This window comes from Microscilla marina ATCC 23134 (assembly GCF_000169175.1).
Taxonomy (GTDB): domain Bacteria; phylum Bacteroidota; class Bacteroidia; order Cytophagales; family Microscillaceae; genus Microscilla; species Microscilla marina.
Map to the genome: position 1 here is coordinate 80,674 of NZ_AAWS01000006.1, position 24,992 is coordinate 105,665.

A 24,992-nucleotide genomic window follows, 5' to 3' on the forward strand; every position below is an offset into this window, starting at 1 on the left:
CATGGAATTATACCAAACGATTGGTGTTCTTATTTCGCTGGTGCTATCAGCCCTTTTCTCAGGTACCGAAATAGCTTTTGTGTCTGCCGATAAATTGCATATTGAGCTACAAAGCCAAAAAGGCAAACTTCCTGAACGATTACTGGCGCGTTTTATTGACAAATCTTCTTACTTTATAGCTGCTTTATTAGTGGGTAATACTGTCACACTGGTAGTATATGGCATTTACATGGCCGAAATTTTAGATCCACTGTTGCTTGCCTACTTGCCCCCAAGCATTAATAATGAGTTCAATATATTATTTATCCAAACTATCTTATCTACTATTATTGTACTCATTACGGCTGAATTTCTTCCTAAGTCTATCTTTTTGATTAACCCTACCCGCCTGTTGACATTCCTCTCAATCCCTATGTCACTGCTTTATTATCTGTTGTTTCCGTTTGTATACCTAATGGTTAATTTTTCAAAGTTTGTCATTATCAACGTTTTCAGGCTTGATTACTCTGAAGACCGGGCAGTATACAACCTGGTAGACCTTGACAAGTATGTAAGCAATATAGCCCCTAACACCAACGAGGCAAGCGAAAGCCCTGAAATAGACCCCAAAATATTTTCGGCAGCCCTTGAGTTCCGAGATATAAAAGTAAGGGAGTGTATGGTACCCCGTACCGAGATTGTAGCAGTAGAAGAGAACAATACTTTGATTAAGTTGCGTAAAGCATTTGAGGACTCAGGGCACTCTAAAATTTTGGTGTACCAAGAAAATATTGATGCAATCATAGGATACTGCCACTCACTTGACTTGTTTAAAAAACCAGAAAACATTGCCTCTATCATCACTCCTATTATTAGTGTACCCGAAAGTATGCCTGCCCAGGAGTTGCTGGCACAGTTTATAGCAGAACACAAAAGCATCGCACTTATTTTTGATGAATTTGGTGGAACTTCAGGTATTGTGACTATAGAAGATGTAATAGAAGAGATTTTTGGTGAGATACAAGATGAACACGATAAAGAAGTATGGGTAGAGAAAAAAATTGATGAGAATAACTTTATTTTGAGTGCCCGCCACGAAATAGACTACTTAAACGATAGATATGATTGGGATTTGCCTGAAGATGAATATGACACATTGGGCGGACTAATACTACATCTTAACGAAGATATACCAAAACCTAACCAGGTTTTACACTACCCTCCTTTTGTTTTCACCATCTTAAGTATACAAGATCGTGCACGTATAGACACAGTAAAGGTGTCGTTGCAAAAAAATAAAAGTAAGTCTAAAAAACGAAAAAGCCCCCTAAAAGTTTCCCGAAATTCCTAATATTCCCAATATTTCTATGATTCTATGTCGAGCATTCCACATGAATCCGTATCTTTGCGGAATCCTAAAAAACCTACTGTGAATGACACAATATTTTTTGTTTAATTTTTAACGAAGCATATAGGAAGATGGCTATCATTAATTCAATTAGAAGGCGATCTGGGTTGGCTGTGCTAGTGATTGCACTGGCGATTGCAGCTTTTATTCTTACAGATTTATTTGGTAAAATGTTGCAGGGCGGTGGTCCTGAAAGTATGACTGTGGGGCACATTCAGGGTGAACGTGTTTCATACCAGGGCTTTAACAACCGTGTAAGTTTTGTAGAAGCTCAGTACCAGAGACAGGGATACCCTATTAATGATCAAACACGAAATAGTATTCGTGAGCAGGTGTGGGGCGATTTTATATTTGAAAAAGCTTACCAACCACAATTTGAAGAACTAGGCATAACTGTAACTCCACAAGAGATTAAAGAAATATTGCAGGGTGACTCATTAATGCGTGACTCTCAGTCTCAAGTAATTCAACAACTTACTCGTACTTTTAAAGACTCTACGGGTAAATACAGCCCTCAAATGGCTGGAAGTTACTGGACTAACATACCTGCTCCTCAGAGAAATCAACTGAGAGAAGGAATTCGTAAAGATCGCCTGCAAAAAAAATACACTAGTTTACTACAGTTCTCTACCTATATTACCAAGGCAGAAGCCAAACGTGACTACACTAACAAAAACACTAAAGGAGACTTTAAGTTTTTGTATGTACCCTATAGTAGTGTAGCTGACTCAACTGTAAAAGTAACTGACGCTGAACTGGAAGCTTATATGAGAGATCACGCTGACGAATACAAGTCACAAGAAACACGTTCTCTTGAGTATTATGCACTTTCAATAGACCCTTCACCAGAAGACAGCACCAAGTTTGCCAACTTGATTCGTCAGACAGCTAAAGACTTCGCAAAGGCTGAAAACGATTCTGCTTTTGCTGTCATCAATTCTGATGACCCTCCTAACATGAATTTCCAAGACCCAACTAAACTCCCTAAAGAAATATGGGAAACTGTACCTACGCTTACCAAGGGCGCAGTAGTAGGTCCATTGAATAATAAAAACACTTACACTATCTACAAAATCAGCGATACTAAGGCTGACACAGCAAACTATTACGCCAATGTTTCTAACCTTTTGATTAAGGCTGACTCTACAATGAAACAAAGTGAGCAGGATAGCGCACGTAGAAAAGCGGAAGGTATTCTTAAAAAATTACTGGATAATCCTGGTGATTTTGAAAATCAAGCAAATACCTACAATACAGATGGTACTAAAGGCAAAGGAGGCGCTTTGGGTTGGTCAAACTTAAAGACTTTCGTAAAGCCATTTAGTGAGGCTATCAAAGGCACTGACAAAATAGGTGTTATTCCAAAAGTAGTAAAATCAGCGTACGGGTATCACATCATTAAAGTGGTACACCCTAGTACTAATAAGCTGTACAAAGTAGCCACTATCAAGAAAACGTTATTACCAGGCAAAAGCACGATTGATGAGGCTTTCAAAACTACTGATAAGCTGGTAAATAACAGTAAAACATTGGAGGAGTTGAGAGCCAATGCAGCGAAAAATCCTAAATTGATCAAAAATACCGCACCTAAGCTACAACCTTCAGCTACTAACCTGGGAAGCTATCAAGGGGCTCGTGAAATTATCAGATGGGCGTTCAAAGATGAGACAAAAGTAGGGGAGATATTCAAACCTGTTGAATTGTCTGATCAAAATGTATACATCATAGCTGCTTTGACTGGGGCTACAGAAAAAGATGAGTTGAGTGTTGAAGCAAATCGTGAGGCTTTGACCAACAAGGTTCGCCAAGAAAAGAAAAAGGCACAAATTTTAGAAAAACTAAAAGCAGCCAAAGGTGCTAACCTCGAATCTATTGCTAAATCGTACGGCTCGTTGGCTCAGGTAAAAACAATGAACAACGCAAGTTATGACAATAGCTCTATCCAGGGAGCGGGTTTTAACCCTCTGGCAGTTGGATATGCCTTTGGTACTACTAAAGGGGCGGTGTCTAAGCCGGTTGGTGACCAAACTGGCGTATTTATGTTTGAAGTAACCAAGGTTACCCCTGCTGGTGAAATCAAAGATTACTCTAAACAACAAAAAGAATTACTTACTCGTGCGCAAAGCCTTGCTCGTTTTTATATAGACCAGGCAGTGAGAGAGTTATCAGATATTGAAGATCAACGTTATAAGTTTTATTAATAGTCTGTAATCAAACAGCTAGGCAAAACTCATAAAAATCTTCCTACTAGAATGCCATCTGACAATATGTTGGGTGGCATTTTTTGTTAACAACAACCCCACTAAAGGCTATAAGCTTTTTGATTCAATGGTTTTCTCAAACTTACTCTGTACTTTTGCAGTTCCTGGGAACCTTTTTTTATATAGAAGTATTCTAAATAAAGTTTGTTTTATCAAGAAAATCAATCAATATCTAAAAACAAAAGCCCCTACAGTTGCTTATATAGCTACTGCTTTAAAACAGAGGCACTTAAAAATCAGAATATTATGAACACAAATACAGAAACCAATGCTGTCTTTGATATAAATAAAATCAGAGAAGATTTTCCCTTACTTACTCAAATAGTTAATGGAAAACCTTTGGTATACCTCGATAATGCGGCTACCACGCAAAAACCCAAGGTAGTGTTAGATGCATTGAATAATTACTACCTCACTACCAATGCCAACATTCACCGGGGGGCTCATTACCTTGCCTCTAAGGGTACACAAGAGTATGAGGCTACCCGCGAAACTGTCCGCCAGTTTCTAAACGCAGCTTCTACAGAAGAAGTGGTATTTGTAAGAGGTGTAACTGAAGCAATTAACTTGGTGGCGTCTACTTTTGGCAGGCAACAACTTCAGGCAGGCGATGAGGTGATTATTTCTACGATGGAGCATCACTCCAATATTGTTCCCTGGCAGCTATTATGCGAAGAAAAAGGGGCTCACTTGAAAATAATTCCTATTACAGATGAGGGCGAGCTTATAATTGATGAGTACGAGAAACTGCTCAATGAAAAAACCAAAATTGTATCTATTGTGCATGCTTCTAACTCGTTGGGAACCGTAAACCCTGTGAAGGAAATGATTGCCATGGCGCATAAAGTGGGTGCCAAAGTATTGGTAGATGGTGCTCAGGCATCGGTACATTTAAACATTGACGTACAAGATTTGAATGCAGACTTTTATGCATTTTCTGGGCATAAAGTATACGCTCCTACTGGAATAGGTGCCTTATATGGCAAAAAAGAGTTGCTTGAAGCAATGCCTCCTTATCACGGTGGTGGTGAAATGATCAAAGATGTTACCTTTGAAAAAACCACTTTCAATGATTTGCCTCATAAGTTTGAAGCAGGCACTCCTAACATTGCTGATGGCATTGCCTTTAAACAGGCACTTGACTACATAGCTACGATTGGCAAAGCAAAAATAGCCCAATACGAAGAGGACTTACTACAATATGCCTCTGCACAATTGCAGGAAATAGAAGGGTTAAAAATCATAGGTACTGCCGCTAACAAAGTGAGTGTAATATCATTTATAGTAGAGGGGGTACACCACAATGATATTGGTATTTTGCTCGATACCGAGGGCATTGCCATACGTACTGGACACCACTGTACACAACCTTTGATGAACCGTTTCAATATTTTGGGCACTTCACGGGTATCCTTTGCGATGTATAATACCAAACATGAAGTAGATACCTTAATTAAAGGATTGCACAAAGCACTAAAAATGCTTCGCTAAACAAAGGTTGGGTAATTTTAATGGGTTTATTGAAACAATAAGAGCACTCTAATTCTTTTAATGATATGTTAAAAAACTGACACATATTCTAATTGTAACAACAAAAGTGACAATTATAGCGTAATGACAAGAGAAATATATGTTCAAGTTGTCATATAAATCACTGAAATGAACCATTTGTACACTATTTGTGTATTTGTGGTAAATAATTAAATAAGCTAAACAATTTTCATTATCATAAATTTTATATAGTCATGGCAAATACACTTGCAATCACCGACGCAAACTTCGATGAAGTTATAAACTCTGATAAACCAGTATTAGTTGATTTCTGGGCTGAGTGGTGTGGCCCTTGTAAAATGTTAAGTCCTATTGTAGAAGAATTGGCTGGCGAATACGACGGTAAAGCCATCATTGCATCTGTAGATGTGGACAGCAACCCTAATGTTTCGGCTAAATTTGGTATCCGCAGTATTCCCACTTTATTGTTTTTCAAAAACGGCGAAATTGTAGACAAGCAGGTAGGTTATGTACCTAAAGCTGCTCTGGCACAAAAACTTGATGGCGTATTGTAAACAAACAAGGTCTCATTATACATTTATTTAAAACGGATGTTGCCTCTGGGCAGCACCCGTTTTTTTTACTTTTACGCTGTCTTTTTGGCAGCATCCGTGATATACCATACACGAAGCATACAAACAACAATGTAGACCCCATATTTATGTCGTTTTACAAGCTATCAAACCATATTATATAACCATTCCAATAAGCAATTTTCGCTTACTACCACCACTCAAAGCATTATCGTCGTTGTAGTCCTAACCCCTTACTGACTTTATTAGTCACACAAAGGGAGTTCATCTACTCATATAGCTGAGCATATCTTCTGCTCAAAAAAATCATATAGCACGGTTACCACTACCATATCTCATATTTATTCTTAATTTTACATTATGTAATCATAATTATAACGATATGCGATTGACATTTTGGGGTGCAGCTCGTCAGGTAACCGGGAGTATGCATTTGCTTGAACTGGATAATGATTTTAAGGTGTTGATAGACTGTGGGCATGATCTGGAGCGGGAACGCAAACCTCTCACTGATGAGAATGGGTTATATCAGGGTATATTCCCTTTTGAGCCTTCCCAAATCAACGCAGTAGTACTTACTCACGCTCATATAGACCATTCGGGTTTTTTGCCTAACTTGGTGCGTGAAGGTTTCGAGGGGGTTATTTATTGCACAGACGCTACTTATGACCTGACCAATCTATTGCTACATGATGCGGCTTCGTTGAACCAACGAAAATTAAAAAAAATTGCTAAAAGTAAAAAGTTTAATCCCGTTCATAAAGAGCAAAAATACGCCAAACGGGAGCTTTTTTTGGCACCTCATGTACATGAGGCATTAGGACACTTTCGTACTTTGTTGTTTCGACAGCGCAAAAAAATAGGCGATGGCATTTATATAACACTTATACCCACCGGACATTTGCTGGGGGCAGCCAATGCCTTGATAGAAGTAGAAGAAAATGACCAAACAAAAAAATTATGCTTTTCAGGTGATTTAGGGCGTTACAATTATCCCCTCTTGAGCGACCCTGAACCTACACCAGAGGTAGATTACTTGATATGTGAGTCTACGTATGGCAATCGCTACCATCAATCGGAGGGCAGCCCTGAAGAGATTGTACTGGATGTAATCAAAAGAGCCTGTGTGGATAAGCCGGGGCGTTTATTGATTCCAGCGTTTAGTGTTGGACGTACTCAGGCGTTACTCTTTACCCTCAACAAACTTTGTTCAGAGGGCAAGTTGCCTCCTATTAAGATATACACAGATAGTCCACTGGCAAAAGCCAGCACTCAAGTATACCAAAAACACTTAAGTTTGCTTAATAAGGAAGCACAGGAGTTTCACAAATCTAATCAAAGCCTTTTTGATTTTGAAAACTTGATTTATCTCGAAACCTCCAAACAGAGTAAAGCAATCTCTAACTATAACCACCCCTATATGGTGGTATCTTCTTCAGGAATGATTCAGGGGGGACGCATAGAATATCATATCAAACAAAATATTCAGAACTCACTGGCTACAGTACTATTGATTGGTTATTCAGCAGAGGGTACACTGGGGAACGACTTGCTCAATGGACGTAAATACATTGTGGCTGATCGTCACGAACTTGCAGTAAATGCTACCATTGAGCGTACCGATATTTTTAGCGGACACGGTGATTTGAATGATTTGATTAAGTTTGTAAAGTGGCAATCACCCGAAAAACTAAAGAAACTATTTTTAGTGCATGGTGAATCCTCATCTATGGACGACTTTAAAGAAACCTTGGGCAAAGAGGGATACTCACAAGTAGAGATTCCTGAAAAAGGGCAAAGTTTTGAACTGTAAAACTTAAAAGTCGGAAAACAAGTCTTTCATCTTGACCAAAATTTGTTTGGATAAAGAAGAAGTCTCTGAAGCTCGTAATTCTTTAGAGGCTTTTTCAAATATGCTGGAATTGCGTAACTCTCTTTCAGCAATAATTAAACTAATGGTTTCCAGTACCTCACCTTTTTGGTGCAATACTGGTAACAGGTCATCACGGGTAATTTCATATAAAATAGCGTTGGTAGCCGCTTTAGCAGTTGCCGACCTACTAGCACCAGTGAGCAATGACTTTTCACCCAGAAATTGTCCTGGTTTTACTAGTCCTACCCTCAACTCATCGCCGTCGCCAAATACATCTACAAACACCTCTAGTAACCCTTCTAACACCACAAACATAGAATCACCTTCATCGCCTGTTCTAATGACTACTTCGCCCTTGGTAAACTCTATGCGTTTGATGCTTGTGCCCAAAACTGCCAGCTCTGACTCACCCAAGGGTTTGAATAGTTCTACTTTTCGTAATAAGGGGATACAGTCATCGCCTGTGGCAGAGTCTAAGTGGCGGGTCGGCATTTTTTCATGATAAATATCTTGCTTGGGGTAAGCAATAGAAATACCCGCATGGCGCAGCTGTTCCAATACACTGGCAAGTACCCTACTACGTGCTACAGGAGGCGATACTCCTTTCCAGGAGTTGATCCAATAATGTATTTCGTACTCTACCCCTATTTCATTGATGTTTTTGACCAACACTTTAGGCTCAGGATTTTCATAAAATCCGTGCTGACTGGACACCGATTTAGCTGCCGACTGCAACACTCGTAAAGCTCGCTCTGTTTCTATAGAAAAATCCAAACTGATGAGTACCTCAAAACGGCTTTTATTATCAGGGTAAGCATAGTTTACAATGGGTTTTACACCAATATTGCTATTAGGTACCCTCACAATATTATTTTGCGGGGTACGTATGCTCGTTGTTCGCCAATTAATCTCTTCTACACAGCCCTCTAAACCACCTTCGAGCACGATCCATTCGCCTATTTTATAGGTTTGTTCTATGTTGATGGCCAATCCAGTAAAAATATCGGCAATCATAGAACGTAAGGCAAAACCTAACACAATCCCTATCACCCCTGATGTTGCCCAAATGCCTGCCACTGATTGATCATACACAAAAGCCATAATGCCTGTAACAGCTACCCCCAATACAATGACTGCAACCATATTGTGCAAAAAAGTAGGCACGCGCCCTTCTATGCGACGCGACATCCAGGTATCGAGCACGATTACAGTTAAAAAACGGGAAAAAAGAAAAGCTGTTGACAGCCATAAACCAGTCAAGAGGATATCATCGGCTATCTCAAGCCATAATTTTGCTTTGGGTAAACCAGCGTAATGAATGATTTCATTGCGAATAAGCCAGCTTATGACAAAAGAGGCAGTGAGCAATACAGGCAAGACAAACTGGTGTAATTTGCTTGTTTTCAAGGTTTTGTTCAGTTTAGTTCGTATTAAACGTTGAGTGTACAATAACTAAGCGATCATTTGGTTGAATAAGTTAATATTTTAAAATAAAAGTAAAAAAGCCTCCCTAACAATCAGGAGGCTTATATCAATGATTCAGTGAGGTGGCTATTTCTTTTTATTTATGTTGTCCACCTTTTGATTGGCTTCTTCCAGTACTTTTTTACGCCTTGTCTCTGCCGCTTCTATAATCTTGTTGGAGAGTTGTAGTTGTTTCTGAAATTCGTGCTCGGCTCTTGAGTAGGCTTTTTGTTTAATTTTGGTTCCTGCTTTTTCAGCCACTTTTTTAGCTGCAGCTTTTAGCAATGGGTTTTGTACCTCGTTGAGCTTAGCTGCAACAAATTTGTTGTACTCAGCATCTGCTTGCTTTTTGGCTTCGTCCAGTTTTTTGCGGGCTTCGGCTTTGGCAGCATCTACTTTTTGGCGAGCTTCAGCCATAATTGCATCTGCTCGTTTTTGGGCATCAGCCAAAACCTCTTTAGCCTTGTCTTTTCCTTCTTCTATTTTGTCATCTACCACTTTTTTTACCTGGTCTTGCACACTACTACCTATCACCTTGATTTTAGGATCATTGACAGGTCCTGTAATTCCTAGTTTTACATTTACCCGGTCTGACTTATCAAAATTTACTCCGGCAAGACGGCTAATTGCTGTGGTGGCACTTTGCCCTATTTTACCCTTAGGGGCATCTATGTCTACTTTAAAGTTTAAGGTACCATCTACATCATTGCTTCCACGTACATTCAGGTTATAATTGCCTACTTTCAGGTCAAAGGGTTGGTAAGTCATTTTACCATTTTTAATCTCCGTTTGAATATTCACACCTGCAATATTCAACTCTTTTAGTTCCTGAATACCGGTCACCATGCTTAAGTTTTTTAGCATTCCAGAACCTTTTACTTGGGTTTGGGTAAGTTTGATAGACCCAAAACCATTGAGGGAGTTATCAAGCAATGGGGTCATGTATTGCGATAAGCCTCCACTTACTTTCAGGTTGGTAGATAAAAACCCAGTAATGTTTTGTGCCATTGGTATCAGTTTTTTTACTACCGAAAAACTCGAATGAGCTTTACCAATTGACAAACGGTTAATGTTCATTTTAAAATCATACTTTGGGTGGGTCACATCATACGTGTCATAAGCACCACTCATAGTAAAACCACCTTCCAGCATATTAAACTTTAGGCCATTGAGCAACACTCTTCCATCCTTTACTATTATTTTACCTTTGATATTCTTAATCTCAAGGTCTTCATACTCTACTTCATCTATTTGAGAGTTAAGTACAAAGTCAATATTCTTGGGCACCGTCACCAAGGTTACTTCATCGCTTACTGTAGTAGAACTTCCCTCAGAAGTAGTGGTGGTGGTAGTTACAGTAGTACTACCTGCCTTTCCAGTTTCCCCTTCAGTACTATCCATCCATTCGTCTACCACAAACCTGCGAGACTTGAACACTACATTTCCTTTGATTGTGTGCCCTTTAAAAACATAAGGAATATAGTTGGAAATGGTACCAGTCGCATGAATATCACTCTTACCCGCAAACCCGTGAAACTTTTCAAGGGTAATCGTTTTTGGGGTAAACTTGGTAATAGCTTCTGTAATTTTAAAGCCTTGTGGCAAATCTTCTTTACTTACAAATGAAAACTTACTAATGTCTATCTCTCCACTAGTAGGCAACTTATCATACTGTTCTTTGTCTATGTAAGACATTTTGCCTGCCGTAGTAATATCTGCCCTGATGATTCCTGCAAGGCTCATTCCCTCTAAAGGGTAAATATGTGTTACCTTGGCTAAATCAATGACTCCTTTCATTTGGGCATCATACGTAATGTCGGCAAAGTTTACCACATTTGCCTTTACCGAAAAAGGTTTGTTGTCCAAGGTCCAGCTTAGGTCTTTCACGTGTACTTCAGAGTCTTTATAGTCGCCCGTAGTATTGGTTACCGATGCATCCAGGGTAAGTTTATCCAGTGCTTCCGGAAACTCCTTAGACTTAGCATACCCATTGGTTAAGGTCAGCTTGGCGGCAAGGTTGGGCATACTAGAGGCATTGTATACCCCTTTGGCGGTAGCATTTAAACCAAATAAACCCCTCACAATAATGTCAGGCATAGGAAACATCTTGCTCAAATCTGCCAGGTTGAGTTTTGCCACTACATTGGCATCTATTTTAAAATTAGATAACCCCTCTACCCTGGCTTTGGCATCTATTGGGTTTCTGCCCAGGTCGAGGTGAAGCTTTTTAAGGTCTACTACTGTTTTTTCCAAGTCACTGGTTTTGTTACCGACAGACACATCTATATTGATATTGTTGACTGACGTAGGTAGGTCAGGGTATTGGAAAAGAGCATCAGAAACCTTAAAGTTAAGCCCAAAGGCAGGGTATTTTTTTTCGTTATAAGTTCCTTTTACAAAACCATCAAAGGCAAACTTACCTTCGGTTTTCATTTTCTGAAACTCTTCCATCTCGGTATATACACCAGGCACCAACGATAAAATGTTTTTAAACTCGTTTTCTTTGGCAGCGTATTTAATATCCATATTGATATCATTGCCTACCATTTGGACAAAGCCATCGAACTTAAACACAAACTCATTGATTTTGATAGCATTTTGTTTGAATGTAAACTTATTCTTCTCCATATCCATATTCAGCGTCAGGTCAACATCTATGGACTTGTTCTCTACATAGCGTACATTTTCGTAGCCAAAATCAATTTTATCTACAGTAGTTTTAGTTTTGAGATCAAACACCGCTTGGGTAAAGTTGCCACTTCCTTTGTGGGTAAGTTTGGTAATGCTGGCATACATAGGGGTAGCAGCGTCGGCATACACAATGTCAGCATTTTTAATCTTCCAGCGTTTGATACCAACATTAAAGTTAGTTTGCGTAGTATCACTCTTGTCCTTTTCAGGTTTTTTCTCGTCTTTCTGGGTTGTGTCAGCCTTCATAATGTCCCAGTTGGCAGTACCATCTTTCAGTACTTTGGCATATATCTTAGGCGAATCAAGGTAGATTCCTCTCACCTGGATTTTGTCACTAAACAGCACACTCCATACGTCTACCTCTACCTCAAACTCTTTGACTGCAGTAAGGGTATCTCCTTTGAACTTGTCTTTGCCAACCACTCCAAAATCTTCCATCGATACAGTAATATTAGGGAAGTTGCTAAACATACTCAACCCAAACTTGTCAATATCAAAGTATACATGGGCATTGACCGATTTAGCTATTTCTTCATCGATTTTGGCTTTGATGTCTTTCTTAAAAATAATAGGAATCAAAATACCGAGCAGGATCAGTACTAAGAAGAATCCACCAAAGATAAAAAACAGCCTTTTTATCCATTTTTTCATCTTGCTTTGGCTTTTTGGTTTTTCACTTTCCTTGTCCATAACCTTATTTATATTTTGGTTTAGAGGTTTTTATAAAAAAATCCGATCTATACTACTTGCTACAGGTCTTGAGCAAGATAGCATTATTTGCCGAACGATTTATTAAGTTTTGTATGAATATTATTGATGTGTTGCTACGGGCATCCCCAACAAATTTACTTTTTTTTATGGGGATGTTCAGTAGGATTCTAAAAAAATAATCTATTCTGAAGCAAAGCTCATTTTTTGTACAAAAAACACTTTCCGTTTGCCAGTACGTTTATTTTTGATCCGTTGATACCCCCAAACCAAGTAAAAACCTCCATACCAACGTCGAGTTTGCAATCCCATATTCTCTTTGATGCTATCGTCTGGGTTAGAAGTTTTCAGCTTTACAGACTTCACCTCATTGTTGGCTTTGCTTTGAGCAAAAGTTTTGGCGTGTAACTCATCGTTAAAATAATAAGTCAAAGACGAGGAGTCAGCCCCTACATGAAACATAGATACAGGGTAAATCTGTGGTACCTTTACTCTATTGAGTTTAATTACATTGTCCCATTGCATAAAACCCTTGGCATTAAGCGCTATACCAATGCTGCGGCTATATTCCCATTCTCTGGGTAAAGGGTTTTGTGGAAACCTTCTGGGGGTAAAAAAAGCACCACCTGGCACCCTTACACTTTCTATGTACATGTCGCCACATAACAAATAGGTGTCTTTTTGCCTGACAATCTTATGCAACAATATTTTGTCTTGTACAGTATACTCTCTTTTGCCCTTTTTTTTGCGTCGGTTTACCTTGCGTTGAATCCGTTTTTGTTCTCGTTCGCTCAAATGCCCATAAAAGTTTTTTAGGTCATTGAAGCTATAATAACGTTTTGACTTCAACTCGTTTTGTGCAGTCAAACGCGCCACAAATAACCCTTGATGGGCTTTTTGCTGTTGAGAGTGTGCATATATACCCACCACCAGCTGTTCATTGCGAGGGATGGCTATTACTTGAGCATCTTGCAAATATTTATCTTTTTGATTAGGCAAGTTAATGCTCCTTACTTCTTGTCCTTTTTGGTATGACTTAAGCAAAACAGTAGGTTCGCCCCGGTGCACACTTACTACAGTGGCATTTACAAAATTGTTGAGCGTATCGAGGTATACAGCCTCTACATAAGCTCTCCCCTTAAAGCTTAATGGTAATATTTTCGTTTTTTTAAGGATCAAGTTGGTATGTAACATGGCTGGCTCCCCCTGTAGCATGCCTCCTACATACAAATCGTTTTGAGACGCAGCAAAATGACTTACTTCTAACCTTTCAAGCAGGAATAGTTCAAACTTCTCTAAAAACCCGGCATTGGCATTTACCTTCACCACTTGATAAGTGCGGCTTTGTGCTTTACCAAATAGTAAATACAGGGTATTGGTAGAGTAAGCAAAATCAATAAAAGGCAAACTCTTTTTCACTACTCCTTTGATTGTCCACTCTGTTTTTAGGTGATGGTCATATTTTCTAAATACATATTCTACAAACCCTTTGCCCACATTACTACGGGTTTTGTTAAACACCACCACTCCTTTTTGGCCTATGGGAGCCATATATAAGTCGTCAAACCCTATGCGTACTGGGACTTCCAGGCGTTGGTTTTGAGCATATACTGAACAAACCAGTAGTACTGACAACAAAAAACATAAACAATAACCAATCAGTTGTTTCATTGGGGTTTAACAATTAGTCAAAACTTAAACATCACATCAAAAATGTGTTTGAATATATAACATCAACACCTGGCTGATGATTGGGTTTCTAAAAGTTATTTTCGAGGTAGCGTAAACCCAAACTGCACTCTCAAGCGGCAAGTAAAACTAAATAAAAGCTATTTGATCATTAGTGATCTTTCATAAATAATTTGAGCCATTAAAGTGTATCTATTGCCCTCATTCTTCTCAAAAAAAAAGCTTCATAGCTTTGGCTATGCACCGTTTTTTTTGAATCGTCTGAGAACAATATATTTTCTTGAATTGGCACATCTTCTTTTTTCCAGATCACTTACAGTATTTCACTGTTTTAAAAAAAAAGGTACTGGCAGCTTGTACACCAGTACCCAAAATAACAAAATGATTGACGTTAGTGATAGTTTTTATATCAAAAATATATTTTACTTCTCTTTAAAGTCCAGTGCCACCGAATTGACACAATAACGTAAACGGGTTGGCTCTGGGCCATCACGAAACACATGCCCCAAGTGACCTCCACAAGCACTACAGTGTACTTCTTCGCGTACCATACCATAGCTATAGTCTTTTTTTACATTGACCGATTTTTTGGACAATGGTGCCCAATAACTTGGCCAACCAGTACCAGAGTCAAACTTAGCTTTAGACGAAAACAAAGGGTTTTTACAAGCAACACAAGTATATATGCCCCCTTTTTTATGGTTCCAGTATTTGCCCGAAAAAGCTTTTTCAGTGCCTTGTTCACGCATTACATGAAAAGCCAATGGACTTAAAATTTCTTTCCATTCCTGATTGGTTTTAGACACTTGAAAGTTAGTGTTTGCTGGCGAAGTAGTGACGGCATACTTTGGTTTCTGGAGACATCCTCCTAATAAAAACATAGCCGTATAAATTATTATAAATAACTTCTTCATTTATTTTGATGGGTTCTAGATTCTTGGTAACAGGTATATTGTATACATTATTATACATGTAACAACATGCTTTTATTCAAAGAACGTACATTAATCTGATAATGGTTGTTAAGCAGGTGTTAATCAAGCCCTAAGCATTTGTTAAAGCTAATATAGGGGCAAAAAAAGACAGGCATCGGTTGAGCCTGTCTGAGGTGAAAATTGCACTATATAAAGAAACCGTTTGTAGGACAGTATTGTTTATTTGTTCAAATGGCTTAAAAATTTATCACAATGATTGCCTAAGCTCCTAAGCAAGTTGTTTTTCTTGCTCAAGCTCTTTTTGAATTTGTTTGGTTGTTTTGGTTGATCCATCAGGGCTCCAGCCTGGGGGCGAAAACAAATACATAAACTTATCTTGCCAAGTTTTAGCGTTCTTCACGTCTTGCCATAAATCACGGTATTCGTGAAAAACGATATTGACTAACTTGTTAGAATTAGGCCCTTTAATTACCCCAAACTCTGCCGGAACATTGTCGTCATACGCCTTGTATGTACCAAATAATCTATCCCAAAACATAAAAATGGCTGCATGGTTTTTATCAAGGTATTCAATGTTTCGTGAGTGATGTACTGCATGTAACTTAGGAGTATTCATGAACTCTTCCATAACACCCAGCTTAGGGAGTTTAGAAGAATGTAACCAATACTGATAAATGGTACTAACCCCCATTACTGTAACAACCATTACTGGGTGAAAACCTAAAATGGGTAACCACAACCAAAACAGTGACTTATAAAATAGGGTAAAAATACCGTTGCGAATGGCATTACCAAAATTGTATTGCTCTGAAGAATGGTGCACCACGTGGGCTGCCCACAACACCCTTACAGTATGACTCAGGCGATGATACCAGTAAAAACATAAGTCATCGGCAAGGATTAACAATACCCACACCCACCAGATAGTCCAGTCAATATATTGGTAACCCAACCACTCAACCCGCAAGTCAGCAAAACCTTTGTATAACATATAAAACACTGCTATAGAAGCGGTTTTAGTAAAGATAGCTACAATACCCGAAGTAATTGCTACTTGAAAACTACTCCAAAAGTCTTTGGCATTATAGTGGTCCTTGTCGTGTTTATAAGTAAGCAAGTACTCACTAATGATTAGCACAAAAAAGAAGGGAACACCATAATAGAGGGGGTTGGTAATCTCTAAATTCATCATATCTTAAAGAAAATTAATTTATCATCATATTACAATTAAAATGATGAGCCCAGATAACTTTTACTACTGACTATCAGTTAATTATGTATTTAAAAAATCCACCTAACCTTTGATATATTAAAATCCAGTGACAAAGATAAAAGGAGAATCTTCATGCTACAATAAATCAAGGCTCTTTCTTGCTTCATTTACCTATGTTACTTACCCTATAGATACTGAGAAATTCACACAATTGTGTCAGTATGCAGTTCAATATTTAGCTTTTAACATCTTTAGTCAACGCCTCTTCTACGATTTTAATACCAGATGAGGTTCCAATTCTATCTGCTCCAGCAATAATCATTTCCTGGGCTTTTTCATACGACCTGATTCCCCCAGAGGCCTTGATGCCTACAGTATCGGGCAAAATATCACGTAATAAACGAATATGTTCTACCTTTGCGCCTTCAGGTGCATACCCCGTAGATGTTTTCATAAAATCAACCCCGGCATCTACACACACCTTGCTTGCTTCCCTTATTTCATGGTCATTCAGGTAAGCAGTTTCAAGAATGACCTTCATCATTGCTTCTTCGGCATGAATGACTTGAGAAAACCAAGCCATCTCCTGTTTAATCCACGCATAAGCGTTGCACTTGATTGCAGAGATATTAATTACAATGTCTAACTCATTTACCCCTTCTTTTAAGGCGCTTTCTATCTCTTGCATTTTTACTTCGGCTCGTTGGTAGCCAAAAGGAAATCCTACCACAGTAACCAGTTGCACAGGGGCTTTGCCTAAATCACGCCTGGCTTTTTTTGCCCAATAAGGAGGTACACATATTCCTATAAAGTTATGAATAACGGCTTCTTCCACCAATGTTTCTATACTTTCGTAAGTCACGGTAGGTTTAAGGTTGGTATGTTCTATATACTCATTAATGTTTTGCATATTTTGGGGAGTTTTTGCTGTATCAAGTACAAAGTTAAACTATTTCGGGTATTCTATCCATACCTGTATAGAGCTATTGTTGTTTAGATTAGCCATAGGCACTTCTATGATAGAGCTTTGGGTGGTTCTAAACTATTATATAACCCCAAACCACATGTAAGCTCAAATAGCCTCGTAACTATACCCTAATACCAACTTACCACTGTGTAAACATAAAAACCGTTGTTTGTTAAGGAACATGATCGCCCCGTAAACGGGATTTCGGGCATAGCCCTCAACAATAACCCCGATAAGAAATCGGGACTTTGAAGCTGTCCGGTTTAGAACATATTAGCTTCGCAGAGCTTGAACTTCGTTCTGCGGTTATCTTTACTGACTTTCGTTACTTTTAGCCTTTGGCAGAGCTCGGCGCAGCAGGGCTGCAGCCATCGGTTTTCGCCGTAGCTATGGCTACGACTGCAAAAAGTGCCTCAGTCGAGTATACGCCCTCAATCTCGACACTTATTTTGAATATGTTCCTAAGGCGAAGGTAGGAGGTATACAGCAGTGACTTTTGGCGTGATTGATGCTGTTTTTAACATTTTATTGGAGCAAAAAAAGACTAACATCAAAATATTCTGTTTCCTAATGAGGAATTACCAAAAAAAGATTTTAAAATGAGGGCTCGTTAGAATTTAAATCAATTTTTAGCGTAATTTAGGAGTTGGTTGTCTTTATATTGTTGTAAAAAACAAAGCAAGGTTGAGCTGGTTTCTTGGGCAAAAAAATGACTTTCTGAGTTGATTAAAAAATGCCGTAAACCGTTGGTTAATAATTAATAATTACGAATGTTTGACTATCAGAAAGTGTTTTTAGATCACTTTGATCCAAAAACATTTTTAAATTATCAATGGAATGTAAGAGTATCCCCTGGTGAGGTGTTGCCTTGGCAAGGGTTTTATACAGGACCTCTGGTTTTAAGAGCTTATGAGATAGAAGACCTATGCGAACTATTATTGGGAGTAGCTTTGTCTGACCTGGCACAGGTTGTCACCCAAGAGCTTGTTTCGGTTACTCAACCTTCTGATGCCAACACTTTTTTATTTTTACATTCTACTACCCCTGACCTTAATACTTTTTTAGACGATTTAAACAAGCTTCAACAAGAAGTACCAGGCTTAGACTACACTACTTATAAGGAGGTACAGTCGGTGTATTTTACCCAACCAGGTGACTTGTGTGTAGGCAGGGTAACTGCCTGGGAAACTGCCATTGAAACCGAAAAAGTGAAAGGTGCCTGTATTACAAACATCGATTACTATTACCTTTCACAAGCTTTGATTGTATTGGCAAAACAACATCTTGAAACTCCAATACCTGTCATTGAACAGATAATTGATTTTTTGACAGCCCACCCCAATACAGTGGCAAGGGTATATGCACTTGAGCAGGAAATGCAAATATTTTTGGTATGGCTTAAGCGAATGGCAGAGCTTGACCAACTCAAAATTGACAGCAACTTACCTGAGGTTTCACAACATTGGAACAATAAGAAAGTGCTGTACCCTTCGGTAAAACAAGCGCTGAGCATACCCACAGAAAAAATCAAGCAACAAACTGTAAAAGAAACATTGGCAAGTGAAGGACAACTTGCTGACGTTTACCAAAAACTCAAGGTAGAAATACCCCGTTTGCCTGGTTACATAATTAATCGAGAAAATTGTGATGAAGCTCATTTTGCCAAGCAAATACAACAGGCAGCACAGCTACTTCAAAGTCGCTATGGACTTACTACAGGTTGTTTTAAAGCCTGTAACTCAGGCGATGGGGCACGCATTACTCCCAATATACCTTTAGCTAATGCTGCGCTACTGACCCAACTGGCAAATGAGGCTTACACCTACGGCGATGACTATTTACTCGAAGCTCATGTTACGTATTTAGAAACTGTAGTAAATGATTTTACCCTAAAAACTACCCCCTCAGCACATATACGCCAAGGCGAACAAGCTCCTGGTATTACCCTACAGTTTATGGAAGGCACTTCTTGGAAGGGAAACTTATACCTGGATGCCCAACAAGCCGCCAAATTGAATATATCAGCTGAGCATTATGCCTGCATTACTCACACAATGCAGGCGTTGGTCAGTGGGTTTCGGCAACATATTGCTGGTTTAAATATTGCTGGAATCGACTTTGCTATTGGTCGTTTAGGTGGACATTTTGGCGATGAAATAATGTTGGGAGTACAAGACCCTAACCTCTCATTTAACGGAGCTGAATGTTTGCGTACATTTATGGATAAAAAAAACGTGCTTGCTCAAGGGCTATATGGAGCAACATTGGTCATACACCCTCATATTGATTTTACCCTGCCCGAATTTCGACAAATAGTGGCCGAATGTTTTCCTGAGGCAACTTCCAAAATGGAAGTCATTAGTATAGTTCCCGACTGTTGGGGTATGATTGCTACCACTGGCAAAACCCCACAAGAAGCAGTTGATCAACTGGTTGCTCTACGCAATGTTTTGGCAACAAAAGATATTATTCACTAAATCTTTAGGACACACACCATCAAACCTTCCTCATTCTTAACACTTATTCACCTCTTAAAAGCAAAATGCTTGGGAAGTAGGTCTGCTTAAAAAGCCTGCATACCAACTACAAAACCACCTCACCTATTTCTTCGGTTATCCTGCACCTAATGCTCTCAGGCTGGCAAATTCAGCAAAATGGTAGTACCTTCGTGTCAAATACCTAAGCGCTTGTTTAAATCCATATTCTGATCCCCAAAAATAACAGATAATGAAACCGTTTATTCTTACCGAATTTATTTTTATACTTTTAAGTATCACTGGTTTTGTTCTAAAAATAGCCTTGGTGTTTTGGGGTACTCCAGTGCTCATTATTGGCTTACTGGGTTTATCCCTCATTTATTTTAGGCAAGGCTTGCGCCCTGCTTTACTCAATGATCAGCCTACTGCTGCCAGTGACCGCTTTTTTATTCCTCTTTACAAGTTAGGGTACCTTTTATTTGCCATCAACACCTTGGGGGTACTGTTCAAAAGTATGCTTTGGGACACTCGTTTTTTAGGCTTTAGTATGTTTATACTCATGGCATACACAATATTTATTGCTGCTCAGGTACTCAAAGGAAAATTTTTTTTCAAAAAACTCCTGATCAAATCGATCTTCATTGCTACACTGGCACTTACCTTTTATCAAACACCTTTGTCTAAGTTGATCCAACTCTATTACCGTGACCAACCTGAGTTTGCCCAAAAGTTTATTGAATACCGAGAAAACCCTCAGAACGAAGTCAAGAAAAAAAACTATCTTGAAGCACGCAAAAAGATGTTAAACAAAAATGCAAAAAAATAACGTCCTCTTTTATCTACATCAAGTATTAGCTTATGCTCTACATAGCCTTTTTGCCTCTTGGTATAAGCTAATTACCCTCTTGGCTCTTTTGTGGTTTGGAGCACTGTTGGGGTGTTCTACAAAAACAACCAACCAGTCTCCTGTAGACTCTACTAAAACATCAGGCAAGGCAGCTTTGCAAGTAGACCAGGAAATGACCCAAAAACTAAAGTATGAAGTAGTATACAAACACCAAGGGGGATTTGCCAGAGTTTTTTTCAAAGGGAAATATGGATTTATTGACCAACAAAACAAAGAAGTAATTAAGCCATCTTATGATTGGGCAAGCGATTTTGAAGGTGGTTTGGCTATTGTGAATATAAACAACCAGGAAGGACTCATCGATACCCAAGGAAAAATAGTAGTGCCTATTGAGTTTCGTAGCATAGATATGCCTTCAGAGGGCTTAGCAAGAATAAGCGTAGAAGTAAAAGACAACAAAGACTCTTTAGCCAAACACTACTTATGGGGGTTTGTAGATACTAAAGGAGAAATTGTAGTATCGGCAACATACGATTATGCTGAATCTTTCAAACAAGGGCTTGCCAAAGTAGCCCAAACCCGTAAAGACGAACAAGGTTATACCCAGAAGGTTTTTGGGCTGATAGACCGGGAAGGGCAAGCTGTTACCTCTCTCAAATATGGATTTATAGGTGATTTTCACGAGGGGTTTACTTTGGTTAGCTTAGACAATGGGCAATATTGGGGATTTATAGACCGTCAAGGCAAAGAAATTACGCCTATACAATATGATGAGGTACGGGACTTTAAAAATAACCGGGCATTGGTGAAAAAAGATGGCTACTGGGGGGCCATAGACTCTACTGGACGCATCAGGGTAAACTTGAAATATCCTACTTTAGAAGACTTTGAAGGGCGATTTGCTCGCTATTTTGTATACAACAAATATGGTTTTATAGACCAACAAGGCAATACACTTACTCCAGCAAAATATGACCAAACCCTTGATTTTTTGCAAGGGTTTGTGCAAGTAAAAAAAGACGGTAAATGGGGAGTAATCAACCAATTTGGAAAAGAAATTACGGCATTGAAGTATGATACAGTGCTTGCCTTTAGCGAACAACGGGCACTTGTGGGACAAAATGGCTGGTATGGCTTTATCAACACTCAAGGCAAAGTAGTGGTTCCGTTGGTTTATCCCGAAGCCAGTAGTTTTGACAAAGGCAAAGCAAAGGTTACCTTTTTTGTGCCTAACGCTCAAGGCAAACAAATACAACACAAAGGTTTTGTAAACAAGCAAGGGCAACTTCTTATACCAGTAAACGAACAGTTGTATATAGTAAAACAAGGACCAAAGTATGGTGTGATGTATAAAGACACCCTGCGTACTGCCATAGCGTACGATTTTATCGAGGCATTACCAAACAAAACAGCACTTGCTGCAATCAAAAATAAAAAAACAGGCATATTGAGCCTTACTGGTAAACCACTTACAGCGTTTAAGTACGACCATTATCAACCATTGTCACACAACTTACTATTGGTTACTGCCAATAATAAATGGGGCATTATCAATCACCAGGGTAAGGAGGTAACCTCCCTCAAATATGACCAAATAATGCCTTTTACCCAAAAACGGGCTAGAGTAAAAATAGATAGCTTATGGGGATATATTACTCCAAAGGGCAAAGAAATTACACCTATACAGTATGGTTATGCCGAAGACTTTTTTGATGGGAAAGCATCGGTAAGTCGTAATAAAAAAGCAAGCGTGATAGACCTAGCTGGAAAGGAACAATAAAATGTAATACAAACAATTTACTCCATAAATACAACATCACACTTCACCCTATACAACACACCTAAAGCCGCCTATAAAACATTGTATCCTATCAAAGTACCCAAAGTACTGCCCCATCTATGAACGCAAAATCCAGCTAAAAACGAGAAATTATTACGAAAATGTTTCTAAATTGTGTAAACAACAGCACACATATCAGAAAAATACAGCACACGATCAATAAAACATGAATAATATAGATAGCAATCGTCAGGTAAACCCACTCACGTCTGAAGAATTTACCGGACTGAAAATTAAGCCTCCCAAAGAAGTAGCTGCTGGCGCAGAAGCAGTCAAATCTGCTCTTCACCACATTGCCAAAGAATCGGGGATATTTAGAGGAAATCGTATACTACTCAACCTTAATCAAAAGAAAGGGTTTGACTGCCCTGGCTGTGCCTGGCCTGACCCCAAAGTTCGTTCAGCTGTTGCCGAATACTGCGAAAATGGCGCAAAGGCAGTAGCCGAAGAAACTACTCTAGAGCGGGTAGATCCTGCCTTTTTTAAAAAATACAGTGTAGGCGAGCTTTCCCAAAAATCTGATTATTGGTTAGGCAAAAGCGGTCGTATTACTCACCCTATGGTGCTCAAAACCAATAGCCAACATTATGAACCCATCGCCTGGGAGGAAGCGTTTGCTATGATTGCTCAAGAACTCAATGACTTGAGCTCTCCTGATGAGGCTGTTTTTTATACTTCGGGACGCACCAGCAACGAAGCTGCTTTTATGTATCAGTTATTTGTCAGGCAGTTTGGTACCAACAATTTGCCCGACTGCTCTAATATGTGTCACGAATCTAGCGGGGCTGCATTGAGCGAAACCTTGGGTATAGGCAAAGGCTCGGTTACATTAGAAGACTTTAATCACTCACAGGTAATACTGGTCATAGGACAAAACCCTGGTACCAACCACCCTCGCATGTTATCGGCATTACAGGAGGCCAAACAAAAAGGAGCTAAAATAATACATGTCAATCCTTTGCCCGAAACTGGGCTTCAGGCATTTAAAAACCCTCAAAAAATAAGTGGTTGGATTGGCAAAGCAGATGCCTTAAGTGACATTTTTTTGCAGGTTCGAATCAATGGTGACATGGCTTTGCTGAAAGGCTTGCTAAAACTCATGGCAAACCAAGAAGCTGTAAACAAAGGTAGTGTGTTTGATCGGGAATTTATCGATCAATACACTGAGGGGTTTGAAGAATTTTGGGCTGATATTCAATCGGTAGATTTAGAACAATGTATTCGCGAAAGCGGTATTGACCCAACCCAACTTGAGGAAGCTGCCCAACTGTTATGCAACAATGACCGCATTATTGTTTGTTGGGCAATGGGGCTTACCCAACACCCCAACTCGGTGGCAATGATTAAACAGGTAGTAAATCTACTACTGGCCAAAGGTAGCATAGGGAAGCAAGGAGCAGGTACTTGTCCGGTGCGTGGACATAGCAACGTACAAGGTGATCGTACAATGGGCATTTGGGAAAAACCTCCTCAAGATTTATTAGACCAATTAGAAAAGCACTTTGGTTTTAAGCCCCCTTCGGCGCATGGATATGATACAGTAGATGCGATCAAAGCAATGTATGAAGGTAAAGGTAAAGTTTTTTTTGCGATGGGGGGCAACTTTTTATCAGCTACTCCTGACACTGTATATACAGCCCAGGCATTGCAAAACTGTCACCTTACAGTACAAGTATCTACCAAGCTTAATCGTTCGCACCTGGTTACCGGAAAGCAAGCCCTGATACTGCCTTGTATGGGTAGAACTGAACTAGATGTGCAACAATCAGGAAAACAGTTTGTCACTGTAGAAAACTCTATGGGGGTAGTACACCAAAGTAGAGGACGTATCAAACCAGCTTCGCCACACTTATTGAGCGAACCTGCCATTATAGCACGGTTGGCACAAGCCACGTTTGAACAAAGTAAAGTAGATTGGCAAGCAATGATGCATGATTATGATGTAGTACGCGACCATATAGAAGCAACTATTGAAGGATTTGAGCAATACAATGAACGGGTAAGGCAGCTCAATGGTTTTAACTTGCCCAATGTGGCGCGTGAACGTAAATTTATACAGGGCAAAGCATACTTTACAGTACACCCTATACCTAAAAATACCCTTGCCAACGATGAGTTTATTATGATGACTATCCGCAGCCATGACCAGTTTAACACAACTATTTATGGGCTTGACGATCGTTACAGGGGCATTTACAATGAACGTCGGGTAGTGCTTATGAACCAGGAAGATATGAAAGAAATGGGACTGGTAAGCAAACAACAGGTAAACCTAAAAGGTAACTATGAGGGAGAGCAAAGAGTGGCACCAGCGTTTTTGGTAGTACCTTTTGACATTCCTAAAAGATGCATTGCTACTTATTTCCCAGAAGCCAACGTATTGGTACCAATTAATAGCGTAGCCAAGAAAAGTAATACGCCTACCTCTAAGTATGTAGTGGTGAGTATTGAAAAAAGCATCTAAAAAAAATCATAAAAAACTCTGCTAAATATATTAACTTAGCAGAGTTAAATTTACTGTTGATCAATAGCAAAAATATAGCTGAATAGAAATCA

At 39.2% G+C, this 24,992-nt stretch carries 15 protein-coding genes; 9 read left to right on the forward strand and 6 right to left on the reverse strand.

The window, feature by feature from the left end; all coding sequences use genetic code 11:
• Window position 1 precedes the first annotated feature (1 nt).
• The 5 genes from M23134_RS06495 (at window position 2) to M23134_RS06520 (ending at window position 7,545) form a co-directional block, all read left to right on the forward strand.
• Window positions 2-1,330, forward strand: a complete 1,329-nt coding sequence (locus M23134_RS06495) for a hemolysin family protein (protein ID WP_002694718.1) — start codon at window positions 2-4, stop codon at window positions 1,328-1,330.
• Window positions 1,331-1,458: 128 nt separating this feature from the next.
• Window positions 1,459-3,588: a peptidylprolyl isomerase gene (locus tag M23134_RS06500; protein ID WP_045113128.1), complete on the forward strand. Its 2,130-nt coding sequence runs from the start codon at window positions 1,459-1,461 to the stop codon at window positions 3,586-3,588.
• A gap of 306 nt (window positions 3,589-3,894) precedes the next feature.
• Window positions 3,895-5,139 carry a cysteine desulfurase gene (locus M23134_RS06510; protein ID WP_045113130.1) on the forward strand — a complete coding sequence of 415 codons (1,245 nt, stop codon included), beginning with the start codon at window positions 3,895-3,897 and terminating at the stop codon, window positions 5,137-5,139.
• Between the two features lie 254 nt (window positions 5,140-5,393).
• A complete protein-coding gene (gene trxA / locus M23134_RS06515; RefSeq protein ID WP_002694721.1) occupies window positions 5,394-5,714 on the forward strand; it encodes a thioredoxin in 321 nt (106 codons plus the stop codon).
• 400 nt (window positions 5,715-6,114) lie between these two features.
• Complete coding sequence (locus tag M23134_RS06520) at window positions 6,115-7,545, forward strand: MBL fold metallo-hydrolase RNA specificity domain-containing protein (protein ID WP_002694722.1); 1,431 nt, start codon at window positions 6,115-6,117, stop codon at window positions 7,543-7,545.
• Between the two features lie 3 nt (window positions 7,546-7,548).
• On the opposite strand, the gene M23134_RS06525 is transcribed toward M23134_RS06520, so the two are convergent.
• The 6 genes from M23134_RS06525 to deoC form a co-directional block, all read right to left on the reverse strand.
• A complete protein-coding gene (locus M23134_RS06525; protein ID WP_002694723.1) occupies window positions 7,549-9,012 on the reverse strand; it encodes a mechanosensitive ion channel family protein in 1,464 nt (487 codons plus the stop codon).
• Window positions 9,013-9,156: 144 nt separating this feature from the next.
• On the reverse strand, window positions 9,157-12,450 hold the full coding sequence (locus tag M23134_RS06530; protein ID WP_002694724.1) for an AsmA family protein: 3,294 nt from the start codon (window positions 12,448-12,450) through the stop codon (window positions 9,157-9,159).
• Between the two features lie 201 nt (window positions 12,451-12,651).
• The gene (locus M23134_RS06535; RefSeq protein WP_002694727.1) at window positions 12,652-14,139 is read right to left on the reverse strand and encodes a hypothetical protein; all 1,488 of its coding nucleotides are present in this window, start codon (window positions 14,137-14,139) and stop codon (window positions 12,652-12,654) included.
• 440 nt (window positions 14,140-14,579) lie between these two features.
• A complete protein-coding gene (gene msrB / locus M23134_RS06540) occupies window positions 14,580-15,071 on the reverse strand; it encodes a peptide-methionine (R)-S-oxide reductase MsrB (protein WP_157558372.1) in 492 nt (163 codons plus the stop codon).
• 289 nt (window positions 15,072-15,360) lie between these two features.
• Window positions 15,361-16,284, reverse strand: coding sequence for a sterol desaturase family protein (locus tag M23134_RS06545; RefSeq protein WP_002694735.1), 924 nt, complete (start codon window positions 16,282-16,284; stop codon window positions 15,361-15,363).
• 256 nt (window positions 16,285-16,540) lie between these two features.
• Window positions 16,541-17,215, reverse strand: a complete 675-nt coding sequence (gene deoC / locus M23134_RS06550) for a deoxyribose-phosphate aldolase (protein ID WP_002694737.1) — start codon at window positions 17,213-17,215, stop codon at window positions 16,541-16,543.
• Window positions 17,216-18,042: 827 nt separating this feature from the next.
• Here deoC and M23134_RS06555 point away from each other — a divergent pair.
• From M23134_RS06555 to M23134_RS06570, 4 genes are all read left to right on the forward strand, one after another.
• On the forward strand, window positions 18,043-19,749 hold the full coding sequence (locus M23134_RS06555) for a hypothetical protein (protein ID WP_002694738.1): 1,707 nt from the start codon (window positions 18,043-18,045) through the stop codon (window positions 19,747-19,749).
• Between the two features lie 250 nt (window positions 19,750-19,999).
• The gene (locus M23134_RS06560; protein ID WP_002694739.1) at window positions 20,000-20,575 is read left to right on the forward strand and encodes a hypothetical protein; all 576 of its coding nucleotides are present in this window, start codon (window positions 20,000-20,002) and stop codon (window positions 20,573-20,575) included.
• 79 nt (window positions 20,576-20,654) lie between these two features.
• Window positions 20,655-22,376: a WG repeat-containing protein gene (locus M23134_RS37655; protein ID WP_002694740.1), complete on the forward strand. Its 1,722-nt coding sequence runs from the start codon at window positions 20,655-20,657 to the stop codon at window positions 22,374-22,376.
• 226 nt (window positions 22,377-22,602) lie between these two features.
• The gene (locus M23134_RS06570; protein ID WP_002694741.1) at window positions 22,603-24,900 is read left to right on the forward strand and encodes an FdhF/YdeP family oxidoreductase; all 2,298 of its coding nucleotides are present in this window, start codon (window positions 22,603-22,605) and stop codon (window positions 24,898-24,900) included.
• Window positions 24,901-24,992 lie beyond the last annotated feature (92 nt).